Genomic DNA, 18,860 nt, shown 5'->3' on the forward strand with positions numbered 1-18,860 from the left:
ATACAATATAGGGTAATGGCTAGGTAGAGATAAAACGTCAAATTTCAAATTAATCACGCTGCTGCTTGCGTGACGGATCCAGCATTACGGCAATGACAATAAGCGCCCCCTTGATGATCTGTTGGTAATAAGACTGTACGCCGAGAAGATCCAGGCCATTATTCATGACGCCGATAATTAAAACCCCGAATAACGTGCCCACCAGCGTGCCGATACCGCCAACCATACTGGTACCGCCGATAACGACGGCGGCAATAGCATCCAATTCATAGGCAGTGCCCGCGCTGGTTTGTGCGGAGCCGGTGCGGGCCGTCAAAATCAAACCGGCAATACCCGCCATCGCGCCGCATAATGTATAAACCAAGACCTTGATTTTCAGAACATTGATACCGGAAGTACGGGCGCTTTTCTGGTTGCCCCCCACCGCGTAGACATAACGGCCGAACGTCGTTTTATTCAGCACAATCCAGGCGAGAACCAACAGAACGGCAAACAGCACCACCGGCACCGGGATGCCGAGAATATAACCATTCCCCAGCCAGCGAAAATCATCGTTCAGCTGAGATACCGGATTACCGTCGGTGGTCAATAAAGACAGGCCACGGGCGGCGGAAAGCATGCCCATGGTGACAATAAAAGGCTGCAGGCGGTAACGCGCCAGAATAGTACCGTTGATCACGCCGCAGACCAAACCGATCCCGAGGGCAACCAGCGTCGGTAACAGTATCGCATTCGCCGTGTCGCCAATGGCCATATTGCTGTTGGTGGTGGCGAACCGGGCGGCCACAATACCCGCCAGCGCCAGCACCGAACCTACGGACAAATCCACGCCGGCCGTGATAATGACAAACGTCATACCGATGGCCAGAATACCGTTAATGGAAATCTGACGGAAAACGATTAATATATTATCCTGGCTTAGAAAATAATTACTCGACCAGGCACCGTTGGTCACTTGCACTTCACCAATAACCGTGACAGCAAGACATAAAATAAAAAAGGCGATGATAATGCCGTATTTATGCAGGCGCCGCTTATTACGATTAAAAAACGAAGCGCGTGGCAAAGCAGAATATGTGCTATTCATAATAAAGTCTCTTAAATATAAGGTAGTCGATGAATTTTCCGCAATATACGGATTAAACGGCTAACTTCATCAAGTCCGCCTGCGTTGCTTTATCACCTGATAACTCCCCGGCCAGACAACCGTTTCTAAACACCAGGATTCGATCGCTCATACCAATAATTTCCGCGAGTTCTGAAGAGACCATAACAATGCCTTTATCCTTAAGCGCAAATTCTGACATAAACCGATAGATTTCCTTTTTGGCGCCGACATCAATCCCGCGCGTCGGCTCGTCCAGCAGCAATACCTCCGGATCCAGTAATGCCCAGCGGCCCAGCACCACTTTTTGCTGATTCCCGCCGCTCAGGTTACTGACGATATGTTCGCTATCCGGCGTTTTTATGCCGAACAGCTTGATCATCTCATCGGCGCGGCGCTGCTGCTGTTTGCTATCGATAAACCCCCCGCGGCTGATGGCGGGAAAGGAAGCGATATTGATATTTTCGGTCACTGAGCTGCTCAAGACCAATCCGGTATCCTTGCGATCTTCCGTAACGTAGGCAATACCCGCCTTGATGGATTGCGCCGGCGAGTGCTTGTGCAAAAGACGCTCGCCAATATGGATCGTCCCTGAATCCGCATGATTGATACCGAAGATAAGATCGAGAAACTCGCTGCGTCCCGACCCCACCAGGCCGTAAATACCCAGTATCTCTCCCTGCTTGAGGGTCAGGCTGATATCATGAACCTTGTCCTTCCAGCTTAATCCTTTGACTTCCATCAAGACTTTTCACCGGGGAGTTGAATTTGGCGAATTCATCTTTGAACTCGCCGCCGATGATATATTCGATCAACTGTTCACGATTGATGTCGCTGAGAATCCCTTCGTGGATATAGGTCCCGTCCCGGAAAATAGTATAGCTATCCGCTATTTGGAATATTTCGGAAAGACGATGGGTAACATAAATGATCCCCTTTCCCCGGGCGGCAAGCTGTCGAATCACTTGAAATATTTTTTTCACATCCTCCTCGCCGATGGCTGAGGTGGGTTCGTCCATGATGATGATATCGGCATCGGAATGGGAAAGCGCTTTCGCGATTTCCACCAGTTGCTGCTCGGCGACGCTCAGATTACGCATCTTCTCCGAAGGAGAGATTTTAAAATCCAGACTTTTCAATAATTCGACGGTTTGGGCATTCATCATTTTAAAATCGATAAAACCCAGCTTGCGCGGCTCCCGGCCCAGATAAATATTCTCCGCCGCGGTAAGATCGGGAATAGTACTTAATTCCTGCTGCACAATGGCCACGCCGGCATCCATGGCCTCGCGGGGATGAGCGAATTCGCAGCGCTTGCCGTTAATATAGATTTCGCCGCTGTCCGGCTGGATAAACCCCATCAGAATACTGAGAAAGGTGGATTTTCCGGCCCCGTTGCCGCCGCATAGCGCATGTATCGACCCGCGCCTTAGGCAAAACTCGATATTCTTCAGCGCCACCACGGGACCAAAGGATTTTTTAACCCCGGTGACTTCAAGCAGATACGTGGGTTCGGGAGTCAATGCGTCATCATTCATAAAGCCACCTGTGCATATTCTTTATTCAGCAACGCAAGATAATTTGCATAGAGGTCGGTATAACGCTGCTGCTGACTAGGAATGGGCCGTGTCAGGGTGCTTTCATCCAGCTGCACGAACTTTTCGCAAAGCGCGGACAGCAGGTCGGACGCCGCCGGTACCGGTTCCCCCGGCGTCGCCGCCGGCTGTAATCCGTCGCACCAGGCGGCCTGGATGGCGGCCCCCAGCGCGGCGGTTTCATTTTGCCGTAGGCATACCACCGGGCAATCCATGATATCCGCCACCATCTGCCGCCAATGCCGGCTCTTCGATCCCCCGCCGATTAGCCTTATTTCCGTGGCGACGATCCCCTGGCTGCGGAACAGATCCAGGCCGTACCGCAGGCCGAAGGTGGCGCTTTCCACCACGGCGCGGCAGAGATTGTCTTCGGTAAAGTTGTCGGTATCCATGTTGTGCAAACTGGCTTTGGCATAAGGCAAGGCCGGCACCCGTTCGCCGTTGAAGAACGGCAGCATCAAGATTCCGCCGGCGCCGATTTCCGACTGCTCCAGCGCCTGGTTAAACCGCACCAAATCCTGTTTGAACAGCTTCTGGACCGCGGACGTCGCCGAGGTGACGTTCATGGTGCAGATAAGCGGCAGCCAGCCGTTATTGCTGGAGCAAAAGCCGGCGATCATCGCCGAATCCGATATCACGGGAGTATCCGAATACGCAAACAGCGTGCCGGAGGTTCCCAGGCTCATGGTAACCCGCCCCGGCCGGGTATTGCCGGTGCCGATGGCGCCCATCATATTGTCGCCGCCGCCGCTGGCGACCCGGGTGGTGACATTGACCCCCAGCCGCTCGGCCGCCGCCGGGCATACCGTTCCTATCAGGCTGTCGGCGCTCACCAGAGGCGGCAGGGCATTCCACAACCTGCCGCTGTCATCAATGAGTTCTACCGTATGCCGGTCCCAACAACGGCGGCGAACATCAAACAAACCGCTGCCCGAGGCGTCGCCATATTCGGCGACGCGGTTGCCGGTAAGCCAGAAATTAAGGTAATCATGGGGCAGAAGCACCGTTTCCAGCCGCTGCCAAAGCGCCGGATGGTGGGTTTTCAGCCAGAGTATCTTTGACGCCGTATAGCCGGTGGCCACCATAAGACCCAAGTGTTCGATGGAGCCTTTGACGCCGCCCAGCAGCGCCAGCAGCCGGTCGTTCTCCTCCGCGGTTTCGGTGTCGCACCAAAGCTTGACCGCCCGCAGCACCCGGCCCTCCTTGTCCAGCGCAACAAAGCCGTGCTGCTGGCCCGAGACGGCCATGGCCGCGATATCCGCCGGCGATATCCCGGCGGCCTTGACCGCACGCCCAAACGCCAGGCACAGGGCATCAATCCACCATTGGGCATCCTGCTCCCGGCGCCCGTTGGAGTTGGAAATCATTTCATGCGGCGCAGAACCCTCGCCAAGGGTTGCCCCCTGCTCGGTATCGATAATGACGACCTTGGTTCCCTGGGTCCCGCAGTCAATCCCGGCATAAAGAGGCATGTTTTACTCCATTTCCAACATGATTTTGATATCTGTAGGATTGCCCGCCGCCGCGCGCTCAAAGGCTTCTATGCCTTCGGCAAATTTGTAGGTGGCTGAAATAAGCGGTTTGACGTTCAATTTTCCGGAACTCAACAGGCGCAGGGTGCGCGGATACATATTGGCGTAGCGGAAAATGGTTTTGAACGTCACTTCCTTCGCCTGGGCGGCCACGATATCCAACGGCGCGGCGTCTATGGGCATACCGATCAACACCGCGGTGCCCCCCGGCGCGATATGTTCGCTGACGGTGGCGATAGCCGCTTTTGAACCGCTGCATTCAAACACGATATCCACGCCGTTGCCGCTGGTCAGTTCGCTGACCTTTTGCGCCAGTTGGCCGCTTTTGATGTTTACCGCGTGCAGGCCCTGATAATTGGCGGCAATTGCCAGTTTCTCATCGAATACATCGCAAATGATGACTTCCGCACAGCCCCCGGCCAGGGCGGCCAATGCCGTTACCACGCCGATGGTGCCCGCTCCGATCACCAGGGCGATGTCGCCGGGTTTGATGCCGGCTTTGGTTGCCGCGTGCATGCCGATGGCTAAAGGTTCAACCATAGCCCCTTCGGCGAAACTCACATTGTCCGGCAGCGGGAAAGTAAAGGCGGCGGGATGGATCAGGGTTTCACGCAGGCTGCCGTCGATGGGCGGCGTCGCCCAGAAACGCACGGCCGGGTCGAGATTGTAAATGCCCGCGCGAGACTGCGGCGACTGCATGTCCGGGATGCCCGGCTCCATGCAGACCCGATCGCCCACCTTGATGTGCGTGACTTTCTTGCCCACCGCCAGCACGGTGCCGGAAGCTTCATGGCCCAGCACCATGGGAGCCTGAACGACAAAAGGTCCGATACGTCCATGCTGGTAATAATGGATGTCGCTGCCGCAGATGCCCACGGAGTGGATTTTGACCTGAACGTCGGTTTCCTCCAGAGTTTCATCAAACGCTTTATTCTGAATGGAGATTTTGCCGGCTTTCTCTAGCACTAATGCTTTCATTTGATCGCTCCGAAATTTATCATTAAATGATATCGATAACATTGATTGATGCAAATCCTAATGGAAAGCTTGTTATTATTTTGTGACGGAGTCAGAACTTTTATTAAATATTCGAAAGTATTATTTGTGACGACTCAGTGCATATGACACGCCGGCATGGGTTCGCCTTTTAAATGAAAACGATAACATTATTAAGGGGATAAGATGATCAACACCTCTCGTACCACTGCACTCGAACAAACGCAGCATATGTTCGAATCTGCTCATATCATGTTAACGACAAAAGAAAGGGAAAACATTGAGATAGCTGATTTCGGCCTGGGTGATTATCCCCGTTCGGGACTGCAGCTGCTGACCTATATCAATTCGCCGCGCTACTGTGCCAAAGAGCTGGTGCTGTTGCCCGAGCAGACCTGCCCGGAACATCTTCACCCCCCTTTCAATCAGGGGCCGGGCAAGCAGGAGACGTTTCGCTGTCGCTGGGGGGAAGTCTATCTGTTTGTGGATGACGATAGCCTGACGCCGAATAAACGCCAGGACGGTTCCCTCATGTGCCGACCGCCGGAAGGCTTTGAAAAATATTATACTTGTCATAGATATATACTCTTAAGGCCCGGCGAACAATATACCATCGCTCCCAATACCCGGCATTGGTTCCAGGCCGGCGCGCAGGGCGCCGTCGTGTCGGAATTCTCCTCGGAAAGCCGCGACGATTACGATATTTTTACCGATCCGAAGGTCGTGCGCGCCTCGACGCTCTAATGCCCGCCGGCGACAACCGTCTCCGGGAGACTGGCATCATCAGCATTGTTATGTCATGATAGAATAATGATGCACAATGATAGCTTAGACTGTGGGGCGCCTGTGGTAGCATCTCGACATCGGAAGGCGACGCTGGAGAGCGTCGCGGCTCAATCAAATGTTAGTAAGATCACCGTGTCCAGAGCCTTTACGCATCCGGAAAAAGTTCATCCCGACACGTTGAAACGCGTCCTGGACGCGGCTGAAAGCATGGGTTACATCGTCAATGCCGCGGCCCGGACCCTGCGGGCCAAGGCCAGCAAAACCATCGGGATCGTCAATCCCGATATGAGCAATCCTTTCTTTGGGCAATTGGCTAAAGAGATGACGCTGGCCGCGCATAAAGAAGGCTATGACACCCTGATTTTCGATTCCTATGAGTCGCAGGAAATAGAAAACCGTATCATTGACAAGCTCATCGGCTACGGCGTCGATGCGATTATTCTTTCCGTTATTTCTTCCGACAGGTCCTATTACCCCGCCTATTTGAAACGGCTGGAAATACTGAATATCCCCGTGGTATTGGTGGACCGGGATCTCAACGTCAAGAACTGCAGCGGGGTATATATCGATAACCTTGACTGCGGGCTACAGGCCGGCCGCTACCTGCTGTCGAAGCAGGTCAACCGGGTGGTGGTGGTTTCAGGTCCGGAAGACTCAAACGTATCGCGGGATCGCATCATTGGAATCAGCGCGGTATTACAGGGAGCCATTGAGAATCTGGACATATTGCACGCCGACTTTTTCATGATGCCGGCCTACCAGGTCACCAGCCGCTATATCGAAAGCAATCCCCTGCCGGATTATTTTGTCGGCACCAATAACCAGATTTCCCTGGGTATCATAAAGTCCTGTATCGATCATAAAATAAAACCCCAGAAAGATGTCTCGCTGTTCAGTATTGACGAAATACCCGATGCCAATATCTACGGTTTCAGTTTTCCCTGCATCGCCCACAACATGAATGAAATTGCCTACCAGGCGCTGAATCTGGCCATCAGAAGGGCCACGGATGCGGATGTCGAACCCAGCAAAGTGATCATCCGTGGGAAAGTCATTTACCCCGGCTCCGTGACGGCGCTGCCGAGCAAAGGGTAAAGACTGGCATGGGTCATTCCCTGGGATTCCTCTGCATTTGGCGCAGCCAGTGCATAAAGCCTTTTTTTCTGGGCGCCGGGGGCTGCTGTTGAACCACTGAATCCCTTTTTTGCGCACGGAAATGGGCCAATCTCACCATGACCTCGCGCAATTCCCCATGCTCCTCCAGCCAAGGTTCAAGATCGCCGTAACTGATTCGGTAAACCACGCAGTCCGTCATGGCGCTGAACCGCGCCACGCAGGCGCTGTGATCGACGATGCCGGTCTCCCCCATGACTTCTCCCGGCCCCATGCGGCCTACCTCCAGTTCGTTATCCTGCGATCCGGTGGTCACCGACACCACCCCGGACTCGATAATGAGCAATTCCTCCGGCACTACGCCCTGCTCAAGGATCACCTCGCCGGCGCTGAACAGCGTCAGCCGCATTTTTTCCCCGAGCTCGGCCCTGTCGTCGTCGCTGAGCATGCGCAACGCGCTCACGGTATTGAGCACCGCCGACTGCCGCGTCAGCGGTCTGACCGGGTTACCGCGATCCAGACTTTCCATGACCGACAGCTGGCGATAAATGAGGTCGTATAGCTGATTACGCACCGCATCGAGACGATCCCGGGATTTGACGTAGCCGGTCACTTCATATTCCACGTATCGTACATAGGCTTTTTTCACCAGCGCCCCGGACTGGGGCTGCAGCAGGAGTTCGCGGCAGCCTTGCAGCGCTTTCTCCAGGGCGTCCAGCGCCAGGCTGGGACGCAACCGCACGGGGAGTTCAACGCTGAGCGTAACGGAATGAAAATGATCGGGACGGCTGAAATTGACAATGCGCGTTTTGGCCGCCATGGCATTGGGGATCACCGCCATGCTGCCTTCCGGGGTCAATAAGTGGGTTGAGCGCCAATCGATCTCAATCACCTTCCCATCGATATCATCCACCCGTATCCAGTCATCGACGCGAAACGGCTTGGTGGCGTTGAGCACAATGCCGGAAAATACGTCGCTCAGGGTGCTTTGCACCGCCAGGCCAAGGATAATCGCCACGGCGCCGGAGGTTGCCAGCAGGCCTTTCAGCGGTAAATCGAGCACGTAGGTTGACGCCGCCAAGGCAGCCATCAGGAAAATAAACGCCCCCAGCACGTCTTGCAGAAGATGGCCTTTACCGCCGATGCGGGGCGCCAATATCAGTATCATCAGCACGGTCAGCGTCCGGGCCCCCAACAGCCACCAGGCAATAGCCAGGATAATCACCAGTGCATGATAGGACGACGGTATTGCCGCCGGAATCGGGGACAAGGGGCTTAATCCGGCATTCATTAACGCCAGGCTGAAAAGGAAGTACAAACCCAGACGAATTAATACCTTCCAGCGAAACCATTTGTTTGCAAACCATTGCCACAGCGTCAGATCGATAGCCAGCAATAGCAAGGCGCACAGAAGCGGAAAAGAGAATCCCACGAGACCCATTCACATTCACCATCATCATCGGCAGCAAGATCCCAACAATACCTGATTTTGCAGTAGAGAGGTAATGTGAGCCTGCCCAAGGCGCTTAAAATGCCTGACCTTACACTTTTGCAATGCAAAGTGTTGCGTTGCATTTTTATATGGGACACGTCTCATAAAACCACACCTATCATACTTGAATGGTAGTCTTACATGTTCTAATTTGCTCTCATAATTAATTACTCTGCAAAGGACAACTGGTGATGAACATTGTAGCCGCCGTACTGCCTCATCTTTGGCTGTCGGCTTTGGGCGCGCAGGAGCTTTCAAAATGAAAATAAAACATCTTCGCTGGTGGATGATTGGCCTGGTTTCGCTTGGCACCATCATTAACGCTCTGGCAAGAAGCTCATTAAGCGTGGCCGCGCCGACGTTATTTAAAGAAATACATATTACTGAACAGCAATATTCCTGGATTCTGAGCTCATTCCAACTGGCCTATACCGTCGCGCAGCCCATATGCGGTTATATCATCGACATTATTGGCCTGAAACTCGGCTTTTTCATCATGATTGTCATTTGGTCGGTGACCAATATGGCCCATGCGGGATGCACCTCATGGGGCGGGTTGGCGTTCCTGCGCGGCATCATGGGACTCAGCGAAGCATCCGCCATTCCGTCGGGGGTGAAATGTAATTCCGAATGGTTCCCGGCCACGGAAAGAGGCATCGCCGGCGGTATCGCCAATATCGGTACCTCAATCGGTGCCATGCTGGCGCCGCCGCTGGTGGTCTGGGCGCTGTTGAAATACAACTGGCAGATGTCCTTTGTCATCACCGGCGCCATAGGATTGGTTTTTGCCGTAATGTGGTGGTTCTTATACGACTCGCCGCAAAAACACACTATGGTGACCAAAGAGGAAGCGGACTATATCAGCGCGGGCCAAGAGCGGCATTTGATGGCCGACGGCAAAAAACCGGCGGTGATGTCCTTTTTCAAAATGCGCAATTTCTGGGGCATCGCCTTGCCGCGCTTTCTTGCCGATCCCACCTGGGGCACCATTAATTTCTGGCTGCCGATATATCTGATAACGGTACGCCACATGGAGCTAAAAGACATTGCCCTATACGCCTGGCTGCCCTTTCTCGCCGCCGATTTCGGCGGACTGGCCGGCGGCTTCCTGAATAAAATCATGATGAAGGTTTGGGGGGTAAACACCATCAATGCCCGTCGGCTGACCTTTTCCCTCGGCGCGCTCATGATGCTGCCGCTGTCATTTGTCGGTTTTGTCAATAGCGCCTATGTGGCCATCGGACTGGTTTCCATCTGCGCATTTGCCCATCAAATGTTGTCCACTCAGTGTATCGTCATGGCCACCGACCTGTTCAAACGGGACGAGGTCTCCACCGTCAGCGGCTTCGCCGGTTCCGCCGGCTGGACCGGTATCCTGATTTGTACATTGATCATGGGCGCGCTGGTGAAAACCATCGGCTACAACCCGTTCTTTATCTTTTTAAGCGTACTGGACGTGGGCGGCGCGGTGATTTTATGGACCTTTGTCAAAGCGCCGAAGTTTGATGACAAATCCCCTTCCCAACCCCGAAGCGATTCCACTCTGGCGCCGATACATTAAGCCTTAAACGTGTTTCCCGGGAGATTCACCGTCGTTAACGATGAATCTCCCCATTCGGTTCATAAGGCGTTCAGTCGGACCCTAAACTCCTCTAGCCCATTAAATGCATTGGGCTTTTCGTTAGCGCTTCCTTGGTTGCAATCGCAGCAAGATCAATTTTCCACCCTGTGGGCTGACAGATTTGGTCGTTTTTTGATATTTTCTCGACGATTACTGTGACATTGTTTTCAGCCTAATTATTTTGACTTACATAAAGAGCGAACAATGAGTATTTTCGGTTTAGGCAGTTGTAAACATCAAGCACTCACCCCGGCGGAGCATGTCACAAGCCGGGAAATCACCGCATTGACCAAGCAGTTCAAAGAAATACGCAATACGCCGATCAACGCCTTCAATACACCGAAGACCATTAACACTAAGTTAACGGCATTGCGCGATCAGGTGGCCAACAAACTTGCCACGGTGAAAAATAACAAGGGCACTCATAACAGCAAGAAAGCAGGTCAATTGCATAAATTGTCTGCCGACGTTGATCAGGTTATGAAGGAAAAAGGCTTTACATTTAGGGTAGAGAAAACCGTTACGAAGAGCGCCGCAGAACGAAACGAAGCCCTTGCCCTCGCCGCAGAGCGTAAAGATGATAAGGCTAATGGGCGGGATATGGGCGGTATGGTGAGGTAAGACCCGGCGAAGCCGTCGCAGGGTCCTGTCCGTCAGCCCTGGCTGTCCGGATAATTGGACGGGAAAAGCGCCCGGCGGCTCTCTTCGTCGCTGGCGGTTTTAAAATTGTGATCTTTACCCAGCGCCCGGGCGCGGCTCACGGCCTGACGGGCATCCACCCGCTGGAACCAGGCCTTCAGATGGGGAAATTTCCCCAGCGGATCGTCTTCGCCCTTGAATATCTTCGGCGCGCGGTCGAGCCAGCCCCAGGCTGATATATCGGCGATGGTAAACCCCTCTCCCACGATATACTCCCGTCCCGCCAGATGGTTATCCAATACCCGGTAATGGCGCTCCACTTCCCGGCGATAGCGATTGACGGCATAAGGAATAGCGTCCGGCGCGGCGTACTGGAAATGCACCGCCTGGCCGGAATAGGGTCCCACGCCGGTGGCAATGAACAGCAGCCAGGACAGCAGTTCCGGCCGATCCTCCGGCGCGCCGAGGAATTTGCCGGTTTTTTCCGCCAGATAAAGCAGGATGGCCGTGGAGTCAAACACCCTGATCTCTTTGCCCCCCGGCCCCTCGCCGTCGGTAATCGCCGGCACCTTACCGTTGGGATTGATGGCCCGAAAGGCGGGCAGATGTTGTTCCCCTTTGGCGGTATCCACCGGAACGGCGTCGTAAGGCAGCTGCGCTTCTTCCAGGAAGAGCGCGATTTTGGCGGGGTTGGGCGCCAAATTAAAGTAAAACGTGATCATGACATTACCCTTTTGTGTTCGGTGCGCCAAACGTTAAGCCAAACGCGGCGACGAAATACTTGATTCAACATTGTAAAGGATTCAATTCAACATACTGCCTTACCCCAGGCAGCGCAACGGGCAAGAGAGGAGAAGAGAGGAGAAGAGAGGAGAAGAGAGGAGAAGAGAGGAGAGGAGACCGGCCCGCGCCGGTATTTTTGCCTATCAGCCTATTTATTGTGCGCCATCATGTCGATATGCAGCCCATATAATGCATGTGAGTTTATCCCAGCGGTGAAATAAAAAATGATATCAATGAACGTTATATATCTTAAAATTACATCAAGCATATCTTTTTGAATAAATATTTTTCATAGTTCTTTTCTGTTTTTTATTTCGACTTTTTTAATCCTCCTGATAATATATACAGTGTCAAGACGGCGTATATTTCCACCTTTTATCTGATAACAGAACTACCAAGGTTTATCTGGCGTTTCGTTATTTCCCATGCCCGTTGTTTTCCCTACCTTGGTGCGGCAAACCGTTGGCAGTTCTTATTCGTCGTTCACCGTCAACAACGTTAAATCAAAGAGAGACCCACCATGGCTAAAAAGGTTGTTCATGCAGTAACTCATACGGCACAAGCGGACCGTTCAGACCGGCGTTATATTGTGGGCTACGTTCCAAACGGCGGCAGGGACAACCCTTCCCCGGCCATTTATCTTGGCGGCCGCTGGCTTGAGGCCTGCGGCTTTCTGACCGGCCAGCATGTCACGGTATCGGTGGAACCGGGGCGATTGGTTATCAGGCCGGCCCCGGCGGCGTAACGGGCATGATCGTCTATAAATAAGCGCAAGACGCATTACAAGGCCCCATAGAAAATCTTTTTGGAGAAAAACGAGAACGCCGTGTTGTTTCGATTGTTATAATTAATAATGATATGGACATCTTATATGATAATTAATCATTCCCATCATGATGCATTATTCAAAACATTTTTGAGCGATGTCGGCATTGCCCGGGATTTTTTTCAAATACATTTGCCTCCCTCTTTACGGCAGCGCTGCAATTTTAATACACTGACCCTGTGCTCCGGTTCGTTTGTTGAAAAAAATTTACGCACCCATTACTCGGATATGCTTTATTCGGTGCGGACTCGCAAGGGAACAGGCTATATTTATTGTCTGGTGGAACACCAGAGCAGCCCGCATCGGTTAATGGCGTTTCGTTTGCTGCGTTATAGCCTGGCGGCCATGCAGCAGCACCTTGATCAGGGGCATAAAACGCTGCCGGTGGTGGTGCCGCTGTTGTTTTATCAAGGGGGCCTTAAAAGCGGTTACCCCTATGACAATGACTGGTTTAGCTGTTTCCGCGATGGGGAATTGGCCAGGGATGTTTATACCCGCCCCTTTCCTGTGATTGATCTGTCGGTCATTCCGGATGATGAGATTAAAACCCATCGACGGGTTGCATTGCTGGAACTGGTGCAAAAACATATTCGGTTGCGGGATATGTCACTGCTGGTTAAAGATATCATCAACCTGCTGAACCAATGGCGCCCATCAGAGGAACTGCGCAAAAGCCTGCTCACCTACATTGCGCAAGCAGGGAAAACTGATGATGCCGAAATTTTTGTGCGGATGCTGTCACAGCATGCGCCGCGTTGTCTGGAGGAAGAGGATATGATAACCATAGCACAACATTTTGAATTGATAGGGCTAAAGAAGGGCAAGCAGGAGGGAAAGCATGTCGGTCGAATAGAAGGCAAGTTGGAAGGCAAGTTGGAAGGTAAGCTTGAGGTAGCCCGGCAGTCTTTAGCGGATGGTACTGATCTTGCATTGGTCAAGAAGTGGACGGGTCTCACCGATGAGGAGCTCGACTGCCTGGTACAACAAAAAAAACAGGTCAATAAAAAATAGGTCAATAAAATAAAGGTCTTACCCCCTCGGCCATGACTGCTCAGGAGCGGCTGCGGAATGTCTACGCAGCAGTCAACGAATTGCCAGACCCTCCGTTAACGCCTGTAGCAGCGCATCAACCTTAGGCAGCAGCTGTTTGTTTTTTGGCCACACTAGATGCAACGGCAGTCCATCCAGGGAAACATCCTTAAGCACCTGGACAAATGTGCCGTTTTCCAGACACTCGTTCACCAGCCAGGTGGCGATCTGGGCAATGCCGAGTCCGGCCCGCAGAGCAGCCAGCTGCGCCTCACTGTCGCTTACCATCATGCGATAGCCCATCATCGGAGGTCGGGTGACCACGTCCGGCGGGAAAGACCAGGGTTTCATCGCCCCGTTGGCGTTACCGTAAACAATGTTGTCATGGTCAGCGAGATCTCCCAGGGTTGCCGGTACGCCCCGGCGCGCCAGATACGCCGGGGTCGTGCAGAAAATCAGCCTTTCGCACCCCAGATAGCGGTGTCCTATGGCCGGCGGCAGCTCGTTGATGCCGCCGATTCTCACCGCGACGTCGATGCCTTCCTCCGCTAAATCAACCAGACGATCGGTGAAGGTGATATAAGGACGCAAATAAGGATGGCGATGGCAAAAATCGGTAAGGACGGGCATGACCTTAAGCCGTCCGAACGAGGCCGGTAAATCAATGCGCAGCCGTCCGGCAGGAGTGGTCTTTTGGGCCGCCAGCACCGATTCCGCTTCCGCCAAGTCATACAATATGCGGGTGCAGGTTTCGTAAAAGGCCTGCCCGGCATCGGTGAGTTTCAACTGCCGGGTAGTGCGTTCAAATAGGCGAACGCCCAGCCGCTGTTCAAGCCGGGCTACACTTTTACTGATGGCGGAACCGGTAAGGTTCAATTGTTCCGACGCCGCGACAAAACTGCCGCAGTCGGCGGCATAGACAAAAGGGGCGATGCCGGTCAGGCGTTCGAGGGAAGATGTCATATTAAGGACAAATATTCATTAATGGCCGGAAATAATAACTGAAATAAGAAATCAGTTCTAGTTTAAGCTGGCAGGCTAGAGCTTGGCGAAGCTATTTCACTGACAGTATGGGAGTTATCCATCATGCAGCATCGCGCATTGATTGTAGGCATCAGCGGCGTTATCGGCAGCGCGCTGGCGGAAAGACTGTTGGAAGACGGATGGCAGGTTTACGGCATCTCCCGCGGCCGTACCCCCGTTCCGGAAGGTTCGATTTCCCTGATTGCCGATCTCGCCTCCGAGCCGTCGGTACGGTCGGCGCTGCAAGGGCTGCAGGTTGATCGGGTATTTTTTGCCGCCTGGGCGCGGCAGGCCAATGAACAGGAGAACATCCGGGTCAACGGCGCCATGGTGCGCAACGTGCTGCATACTCTCGGCGGGACATTGGCCCATGGCCATGCCGCCCTGGTTACCGGATTAAAACACTATTTAGGTCCGTTTGACGCCTATGGCACCGGCGCGGTTCCCCCGACGCCCTTTCGTGAAGAGCAGGGGCGGCAGTCGGTGGATAATTTTTATTATGCCCAGGAAGATGAACTGTTCGCCGCGGCCAAACAATTTGATTTTTCCTGGAGCGTGCACCGGCCCCATACCATTATCGGCTATGCCATCGGCAATGCCATGAACATGGGGGTGACGCTGGCGGTCTATGCAACCTTATGCAAGCACACCGGGCGGCCGTTTGTGTTTCCGGGTTCGGCCATGCAGTGGCACGGTCTGACGGATATGACCGATGCCCGGCTGCTGGCCAGGCATCTGGAATGGGCCGCCACCCGGCCCGGCGGACAAAATGAAGATTTCAACGTGGTTAACGGCGATGTGTTCCGTTGGCAATGGATGTGGTCGCAACTGGCGGACTATTTCGGTATCGAGGCGGCGCCTTTCCCCGATTCCCCTCAACCGCTGGAACACCACATGCAGGATGCGGCGACCCAGTGGAAAGCCATTGCCGCACGTCATTCGCTGCGGGAAGCCGACGTTGATAAACTGGCCTCATGGTGGCACACCGACGCCGATCTCGGCCGGCCGATGGAGGTCATGACCAATATGAGCAAAAGCAGGAAAGCCGGGTTTTTGGACTATCAGGACACCCGCGACGCGTTTATCGACCTGTTTGAACTGTTGAAGGCTCAGCGGATTATTCCGGCCTGACCCGGCATGCGCTATTCGGCACATGCCTGCGCCATCATCTCCATGATGCGTCGCGCCTCGGACAGGCATTCGCTGCGAGGATTTACGCCAATCCAGACATCCAGCGCCATGGCCTCGCGAAAGACGCCGTTCAGCGGCATAAAATGAGGATTCTGGCCGCCGGTGCCGTCGGTAAGCAGGCCGATGCAGCCCGACCAGCGTACCAACTCCCGCAGCATGTCGTAAGATTGCACCTCTATTACCCCGTGCCGGCGCCCGGCAATCATATCATTCCAGGGATGCAGGCCGGGGAGATTACTGAAACCCTGGTATTGCGCCAGCAGGTAATCTTCCAGATCCTCCAGTCGGCAGGGGATGATACGCTTGCTGGCATAACTGCCGGCGATATGCGGCAAATACCCTAGTTTCGTCAGTCGTCGTTCATCGAGGAACGTCCTTGCCGCCGGGACGGGGGAAGCCGAGGTACCGATCCAGATCTTCAAATCCGCCGGCTGATGGTCCTCCGCCAGCGGATCTTGCAACACCATCTTGGTACCGGCATTCTTGCGTAACCAGGAAATAAGCGAACGGAACAGAGCCCCTTCCAACAGCATGGGCGGTATCGACAGCCGGATCGGCGTTATCATCGGTAACGCCGCGCTATCGCCTTCGGCGAAAAAAGCATCCCGCACCAGGGTATGCAGATATTTACCGGCCGAGGTGAGTTCCAGCACGCTGTTTTTTTGCACGAATACCCGGCTGCCCAGCCGCTGCTCCAGCCGCGTGATGCTTTTACGCAAGATATCCGCCCGCATGCCGAAGCGGCGGGCAACCTGATTAAAACTGCCGCAGCGGGCGATGGCCAGAAAATGTCCGGCAGCGGTTTTATCCTCGCCGAAAAAACGTTGCCAGGAAACCGGCTCCTCAATGGACGATGCTACCCCCTTGAATACATGGGTTTCCCGTAGCGCCATGTTTTGACCGGATAAAGCGGCCGGGGTGCGTTGCGCCATAGGGTTATACCTTATAAGTCAATTGTAAACGCAGGATCAGGGGCATCGGCATATCCTGCGGCGGCTGCCGGCCCAGGGGCTGCGCCGTCAGAACCTCGAACAGATCCTTGGCGGCCTGGGCATTGCCCAGCTCGGGAATGCCCAGGCGGACAATCTTTCCGCTGTCGTCCAACCAGACGCGGACCACCAGGTCAGGCAGCTGTTCTGCGTTTTTTTGCGCATTGCCATCGAGAAAATCGTGAAAACGCCGGGCCGCCGGATTATCGTCCCGGGCAAGAGATTCCTGCAGCGTCAAACCCACATACCGACCGTAGCTGTCCCAATCCTGAGGTCCGGCCGAGGCCGGCGCCACTGCTACCGAGCCGATAAACAGCGCCAGCAGTCCCATCAGACGGGATTTCCATCCGTTCTCAGCTTGCTTGCCTCGGCTCATGGCCTTGCCCTCCGGCAGCCTATGGCTGCGTTACCATATTGGTTAGCGCCGCATCATCGATATTCAACGGCGAGACGGTGGTGAGATGAGCCAGATAATCCTGGGCTTGCTGGCGCTGGCGCTGCTGGCGCAAGGCGGCGCGTAATTGCGGCGTCACCTCTTCCAGGGTCGCGGTGCGAGCCGGCTGCACATCTTCCAGTTTGATGATGTGGAAACCCTCTGCTGACTCGATGGGGTCCGACACGTCGCCTTTGCCGAGCGCGGCGACGCTCCCCCTGACTTCCGGCGTTAGCTGTTGCAAAGGTAATTCACCAATATCACCGCCCTTCGCCACCGATTGCGCATCCTGCGAAAACTGGCGCGCCAGCTCGGCGAAATCAGCCCCGCCGGCGCGGGCCTTGACCACCAGCGCAGCCGCCTGTTTACGTACCGACGCTACCGCCGCCGCATCACCGGACGGCGCCGCCAGGTAGATCTGGCGCAAATGATAACGCGGCGGCACCTGCAGCTTCCCTTTGGCCTGCTCATAGGCTGCCGAAATTTCCTCGGCGGAAGGATAGGTTTGCGGCACCTGGCTCACGGCGTCCAAATAGCTGCGCAACAAAATCTGCTGATCCGCCTCCCGCTCCGCGCTTATCACCTCCGGCCGCCGATCCCAGTTTTTACTCCGTGCTTCCGCCGCCAGCGCTTTTTCGGCCAGATGTTCCCGCATCCACTGTTCGCGGACTTCCGGTTTGTCTTGTAGCGCCGCGCGCCCTTCCGGCGGCAGAGCGGCCAGCCACTGCTCCACCTCTTGCCGGCTGATGGTCACCGTTCCCAGGCTGGCTACCGAAGCGGCGGCGCCCGTCGCGGCGGTTTTATCGGCGGCTTGGGCAGATGATATGGGCGACGCGTCGGCGTTTACCGACGATGCGGTTTGATCCCCGACGGTAGCCGAAGCCGCGGAGCCAACCGCCGCCACTGCCGAGGGCGAATGTTTTTTCTGCGTCAGCGCCACGCCGGCCACTATGACGCAGACGGCTGCCGCAACGACGGTCATGGCGACCTTCCGAGACGGCCGCCGGCCTTTGCCGCCCTCTTTTTGATAAATAGGGCAATGCTTGTTTTCAAGATCCAGCATTTCCTGTGCCTCGGTTTGGCGGCGGTTCATAGCGCAACCGTATTGGTTTTATCATCCGCTGCGTAGGTTTTCCGGCCTTGGATGTCGGTATCAACGGCGTCCTGTTCCGCATCAAGCTGCCCGGCCATGGTGATGTTCTTTGCCGCATCAACCCTTTCTGCGGTCTCAGCCCCGTTGCCGTCGGCCGCGGCGGCGGATTCTTTTGCCTTACCCGGCTGCGGCGCGGCGCTGAATGTCCGCAGATACAACAGGAATTCCTGCAGCAGACGATCCCAAAGCTCGATACTGGCGCGCAGATAGCGTTGATTTACCCCGCCGGCCACCACCACGTCCATCTCCAGCACCAAAAATCCCCCTTGCTCGCTTAAGCGGGAAAAACGTTTTGATTGATTCCACTTTTCCACCAGCCCGGAGGGCAACGCGCCGTTCACCCGCAGGGCGCAGCTCAGGGTGAAATCCAGGAACGTTCCCGGCTCCGGGGAGGGGTTGCCGAAACGCACGGCAAAGCCGATTCCCTGGCTGGCGCTCAGTAATTGCACGATACCGCCCTGCTCCGACTCATTGGTCCGGTAGCCCGCCCCTTGTAACAGGTCGGTGAGCAGTTGCACGGTGACGTTTTCAATCAATGCCGGTTCGTTCATATT

The 18,860-nt window shown here is 54.6% G+C and carries 17 protein-coding genes and 1 pseudogene; 7 read left to right on the plus strand and 11 right to left on the minus strand.

Annotated features, from left to right (window positions below):
• Positions 1–49: 49 nt before the first annotated feature.
• The 4 genes and pseudogenes from GTU79_RS26695 to GTU79_RS26710 all read right to left on the minus strand — a co-directional run bounded on the left by GTU79_RS26695 (position 50) and on the right by GTU79_RS26710 (position 5,210).
• Positions 50–1,087, minus strand: coding sequence for an ABC transporter permease (locus GTU79_RS26695; RefSeq protein WP_203520563.1), 1,038 nt, complete (start codon positions 1,085–1,087; stop codon positions 50–52).
• Between the two features lie 52 nt (positions 1,088–1,139).
• Positions 1,140–2,643: pseudogene (locus tag GTU79_RS26700) on the minus strand (sugar ABC transporter ATP-binding protein).
• On the minus strand, positions 2,640–4,172 hold the full coding sequence (gene xylB / locus GTU79_RS26705; protein ID WP_203520559.1) for a xylulokinase: 1,533 nt from the start codon (positions 4,170–4,172) through the stop codon (positions 2,640–2,642). Before xylB ends, GTU79_RS26700 begins: the two are co-directional and overlap by 4 nt.
• Positions 4,173–4,175: 3 nt before the next feature.
• Positions 4,176–5,210, minus strand: a complete 1,035-nt coding sequence (locus GTU79_RS26710; protein ID WP_203520557.1) for an NAD(P)-dependent alcohol dehydrogenase — start codon at positions 5,208–5,210, stop codon at positions 4,176–4,178.
• A gap of 204 nt (positions 5,211–5,414) precedes the next feature.
• On the opposite strand from GTU79_RS26710, the gene GTU79_RS26715 reads away from it, so the two are divergent.
• Both GTU79_RS26715 and GTU79_RS26720 read left to right on the plus strand, forming a co-directional pair.
• Positions 5,415–5,972 (plus strand): D-lyxose/D-mannose family sugar isomerase, encoded by a 558-nt coding sequence (locus tag GTU79_RS26715; protein WP_132924848.1) that lies wholly within the window; start codon positions 5,415–5,417, stop codon positions 5,970–5,972.
• 102 nt (positions 5,973–6,074) lie between these two features.
• Positions 6,075–7,109 (plus strand): LacI family DNA-binding transcriptional regulator, encoded by a 1,035-nt coding sequence (locus GTU79_RS26720; RefSeq protein ID WP_413725887.1) that lies wholly within the window; start codon positions 6,075–6,077, stop codon positions 7,107–7,109.
• A gap of 13 nt (positions 7,110–7,122) precedes the next feature.
• Here the strand turns inward: GTU79_RS26720 and GTU79_RS26725 are convergent, their stop codons facing one another.
• Positions 7,123–8,568 (minus strand): mechanosensitive ion channel domain-containing protein, encoded by a 1,446-nt coding sequence (locus GTU79_RS26725; RefSeq protein ID WP_203520555.1) that lies wholly within the window; start codon positions 8,566–8,568, stop codon positions 7,123–7,125.
• A 310-nt stretch (positions 8,569–8,878) separates the two neighbouring features.
• Between GTU79_RS26725 and GTU79_RS26730 the strand changes: the two genes are divergently transcribed.
• Positions 8,879–10,180, plus strand: a complete 1,302-nt coding sequence (locus GTU79_RS26730; protein WP_203520553.1) for an MFS transporter — start codon at positions 8,879–8,881, stop codon at positions 10,178–10,180.
• A gap of 264 nt (positions 10,181–10,444) precedes the next feature.
• The gene (locus GTU79_RS26735; protein ID WP_203520551.1) at positions 10,445–10,861 is read left to right on the plus strand and encodes a hypothetical protein; all 417 of its coding nucleotides are present in this window, start codon (positions 10,445–10,447) and stop codon (positions 10,859–10,861) included.
• Positions 10,862–10,893: 32 nt separating this feature from the next.
• Here the strand turns inward: GTU79_RS26735 and GTU79_RS26740 are convergent, their stop codons facing one another.
• Positions 10,894–11,601, minus strand: a complete 708-nt coding sequence (locus tag GTU79_RS26740; RefSeq protein WP_203520549.1) for a glutathione S-transferase family protein — start codon at positions 11,599–11,601, stop codon at positions 10,894–10,896.
• Positions 11,602–12,182: 581 nt separating this feature from the next.
• Here GTU79_RS26740 and GTU79_RS26745 point away from each other — a divergent pair.
• Both GTU79_RS26745 and GTU79_RS26750 read left to right on the plus strand, forming a co-directional pair.
• Positions 12,183–12,407 carry a SymE family type I addiction module toxin gene (locus GTU79_RS26745; RefSeq protein WP_132924838.1) on the plus strand — a complete coding sequence of 75 codons (225 nt, stop codon included), beginning with the start codon at positions 12,183–12,185 and terminating at the stop codon, positions 12,405–12,407.
• A gap of 126 nt (positions 12,408–12,533) precedes the next feature.
• Positions 12,534–13,499: an Rpn family recombination-promoting nuclease/putative transposase gene (locus GTU79_RS26750; protein WP_203520547.1), complete on the plus strand. Its 966-nt coding sequence runs from the start codon at positions 12,534–12,536 to the stop codon at positions 13,497–13,499.
• Positions 13,500–13,571: 72 nt separating this feature from the next.
• On the opposite strand, the gene GTU79_RS26755 is transcribed toward GTU79_RS26750, so the two are convergent.
• Entirely contained in the window at positions 13,572–14,480 is a 909-nt protein-coding gene (locus tag GTU79_RS26755; RefSeq protein ID WP_203520545.1) for a LysR family transcriptional regulator, read from the minus strand.
• A 123-nt stretch (positions 14,481–14,603) separates the two neighbouring features.
• On the opposite strand from GTU79_RS26755, the gene GTU79_RS26760 reads away from it, so the two are divergent.
• Positions 14,604–15,671: an SDR family oxidoreductase gene (locus GTU79_RS26760; protein ID WP_203520543.1), complete on the plus strand. Its 1,068-nt coding sequence runs from the start codon at positions 14,604–14,606 to the stop codon at positions 15,669–15,671.
• A gap of 11 nt (positions 15,672–15,682) precedes the next feature.
• Here GTU79_RS26760 and GTU79_RS26765 read toward each other — a convergent pair whose 3' ends face one another.
• From GTU79_RS26765 to GTU79_RS26780, 4 genes are read right to left on the minus strand one after another with little or no spacing between them, the layout of a single operon-like run.
• Positions 15,683–16,663, minus strand: a complete 981-nt coding sequence (locus tag GTU79_RS26765) for a LysR family transcriptional regulator (protein WP_203520541.1) — start codon at positions 16,661–16,663, stop codon at positions 15,683–15,685.
• A 4-nt stretch (positions 16,664–16,667) separates the two neighbouring features.
• Positions 16,668–17,096, minus strand: coding sequence for a hypothetical protein (locus tag GTU79_RS26770; RefSeq protein WP_132924828.1), 429 nt, complete (start codon positions 17,094–17,096; stop codon positions 16,668–16,670).
• Positions 17,097–17,115: 19 nt separating this feature from the next.
• On the minus strand, positions 17,116–18,246 hold the full coding sequence (locus GTU79_RS26775; RefSeq protein ID WP_203520539.1) for a peptidylprolyl isomerase: 1,131 nt from the start codon (positions 18,244–18,246) through the stop codon (positions 17,116–17,118).
• Positions 18,243–18,857 (minus strand): YbjN domain-containing protein, encoded by a 615-nt coding sequence (locus tag GTU79_RS26780; protein WP_203520537.1) that lies wholly within the window; start codon positions 18,855–18,857, stop codon positions 18,243–18,245. The genes GTU79_RS26775 and GTU79_RS26780 overlap by 4 nt, the downstream gene beginning before the upstream one ends.
• Between the last annotated feature and the right edge of the window lie 3 nt (positions 18,858–18,860).

The sequence above is a fragment of the Sodalis ligni genome (genome assembly GCF_016865525.2).
GTDB classification, from domain to species: Bacteria; Pseudomonadota; Gammaproteobacteria; order Enterobacterales; family Enterobacteriaceae; genus Acerihabitans; species Acerihabitans ligni.

What these genes read in the sequence shown, in the direction of transcription:
- GTU79_RS26695 (WP_203520563.1), bottom strand. Translation starts at nt 1,087, where the DNA reads ATGAATAGCACATATTCTGCTTTGCCACGCGCTTCGTTTTTTAATCGT.
- xylB (WP_203520559.1), bottom strand. Translation starts at nt 4,172, where the DNA reads ATGCCTCTTTATGCCGGGATTGACTGCGGGACCCAGGGAACCAAGGTC.
- GTU79_RS26710 (WP_203520557.1), bottom strand. Translation starts at nt 5,210, where the DNA reads ATGAAAGCATTAGTGCTAGAGAAAGCCGGCAAAATCTCCATTCAGAAT.
- GTU79_RS26715 (WP_132924848.1), top strand. Translation starts at nt 5,415, where the DNA reads ATGATCAACACCTCTCGTACCACTGCACTCGAACAAACGCAGCATATG.
- GTU79_RS26725 (WP_203520555.1), bottom strand. Translation starts at nt 8,568, where the DNA reads ATGGGTCTCGTGGGATTCTCTTTTCCGCTTCTGTGCGCCTTGCTATTG.
- GTU79_RS26730 (WP_203520553.1), top strand. Translation starts at nt 8,879, where the DNA reads ATGAAAATAAAACATCTTCGCTGGTGGATGATTGGCCTGGTTTCGCTT.
- GTU79_RS26735 (WP_203520551.1), top strand. Translation starts at nt 10,445, where the DNA reads ATGAGTATTTTCGGTTTAGGCAGTTGTAAACATCAAGCACTCACCCCG.
- GTU79_RS26740 (WP_203520549.1), bottom strand. Translation starts at nt 11,601, where the DNA reads ATGATCACGTTTTACTTTAATTTGGCGCCCAACCCCGCCAAAATCGCG.
- GTU79_RS26745 (WP_132924838.1), top strand. Translation starts at nt 12,183, where the DNA reads ATGGCTAAAAAGGTTGTTCATGCAGTAACTCATACGGCACAAGCGGAC.
- GTU79_RS26750 (WP_203520547.1), top strand. Translation starts at nt 12,534, where the DNA reads ATGATAATTAATCATTCCCATCATGATGCATTATTCAAAACATTTTTG.
- GTU79_RS26755 (WP_203520545.1), bottom strand. Translation starts at nt 14,480, where the DNA reads ATGACATCTTCCCTCGAACGCCTGACCGGCATCGCCCCTTTTGTCTAT.
- GTU79_RS26760 (WP_203520543.1), top strand. Translation starts at nt 14,604, where the DNA reads ATGCAGCATCGCGCATTGATTGTAGGCATCAGCGGCGTTATCGGCAGC.
- GTU79_RS26765 (WP_203520541.1), bottom strand. Translation starts at nt 16,663, where the DNA reads ATGGCGCAACGCACCCCGGCCGCTTTATCCGGTCAAAACATGGCGCTA.
- GTU79_RS26770 (WP_132924828.1), bottom strand. Translation starts at nt 17,096, where the DNA reads ATGAGCCGAGGCAAGCAAGCTGAGAACGGATGGAAATCCCGTCTGATG.
- GTU79_RS26775 (WP_203520539.1), bottom strand. Translation starts at nt 18,246, where the DNA reads ATGAACCGCCGCCAAACCGAGGCACAGGAAATGCTGGATCTTGAAAAC.
- GTU79_RS26780 (WP_203520537.1), bottom strand. Translation starts at nt 18,857, where the DNA reads ATGAACGAACCGGCATTGATTGAAAACGTCACCGTGCAACTGCTCACC.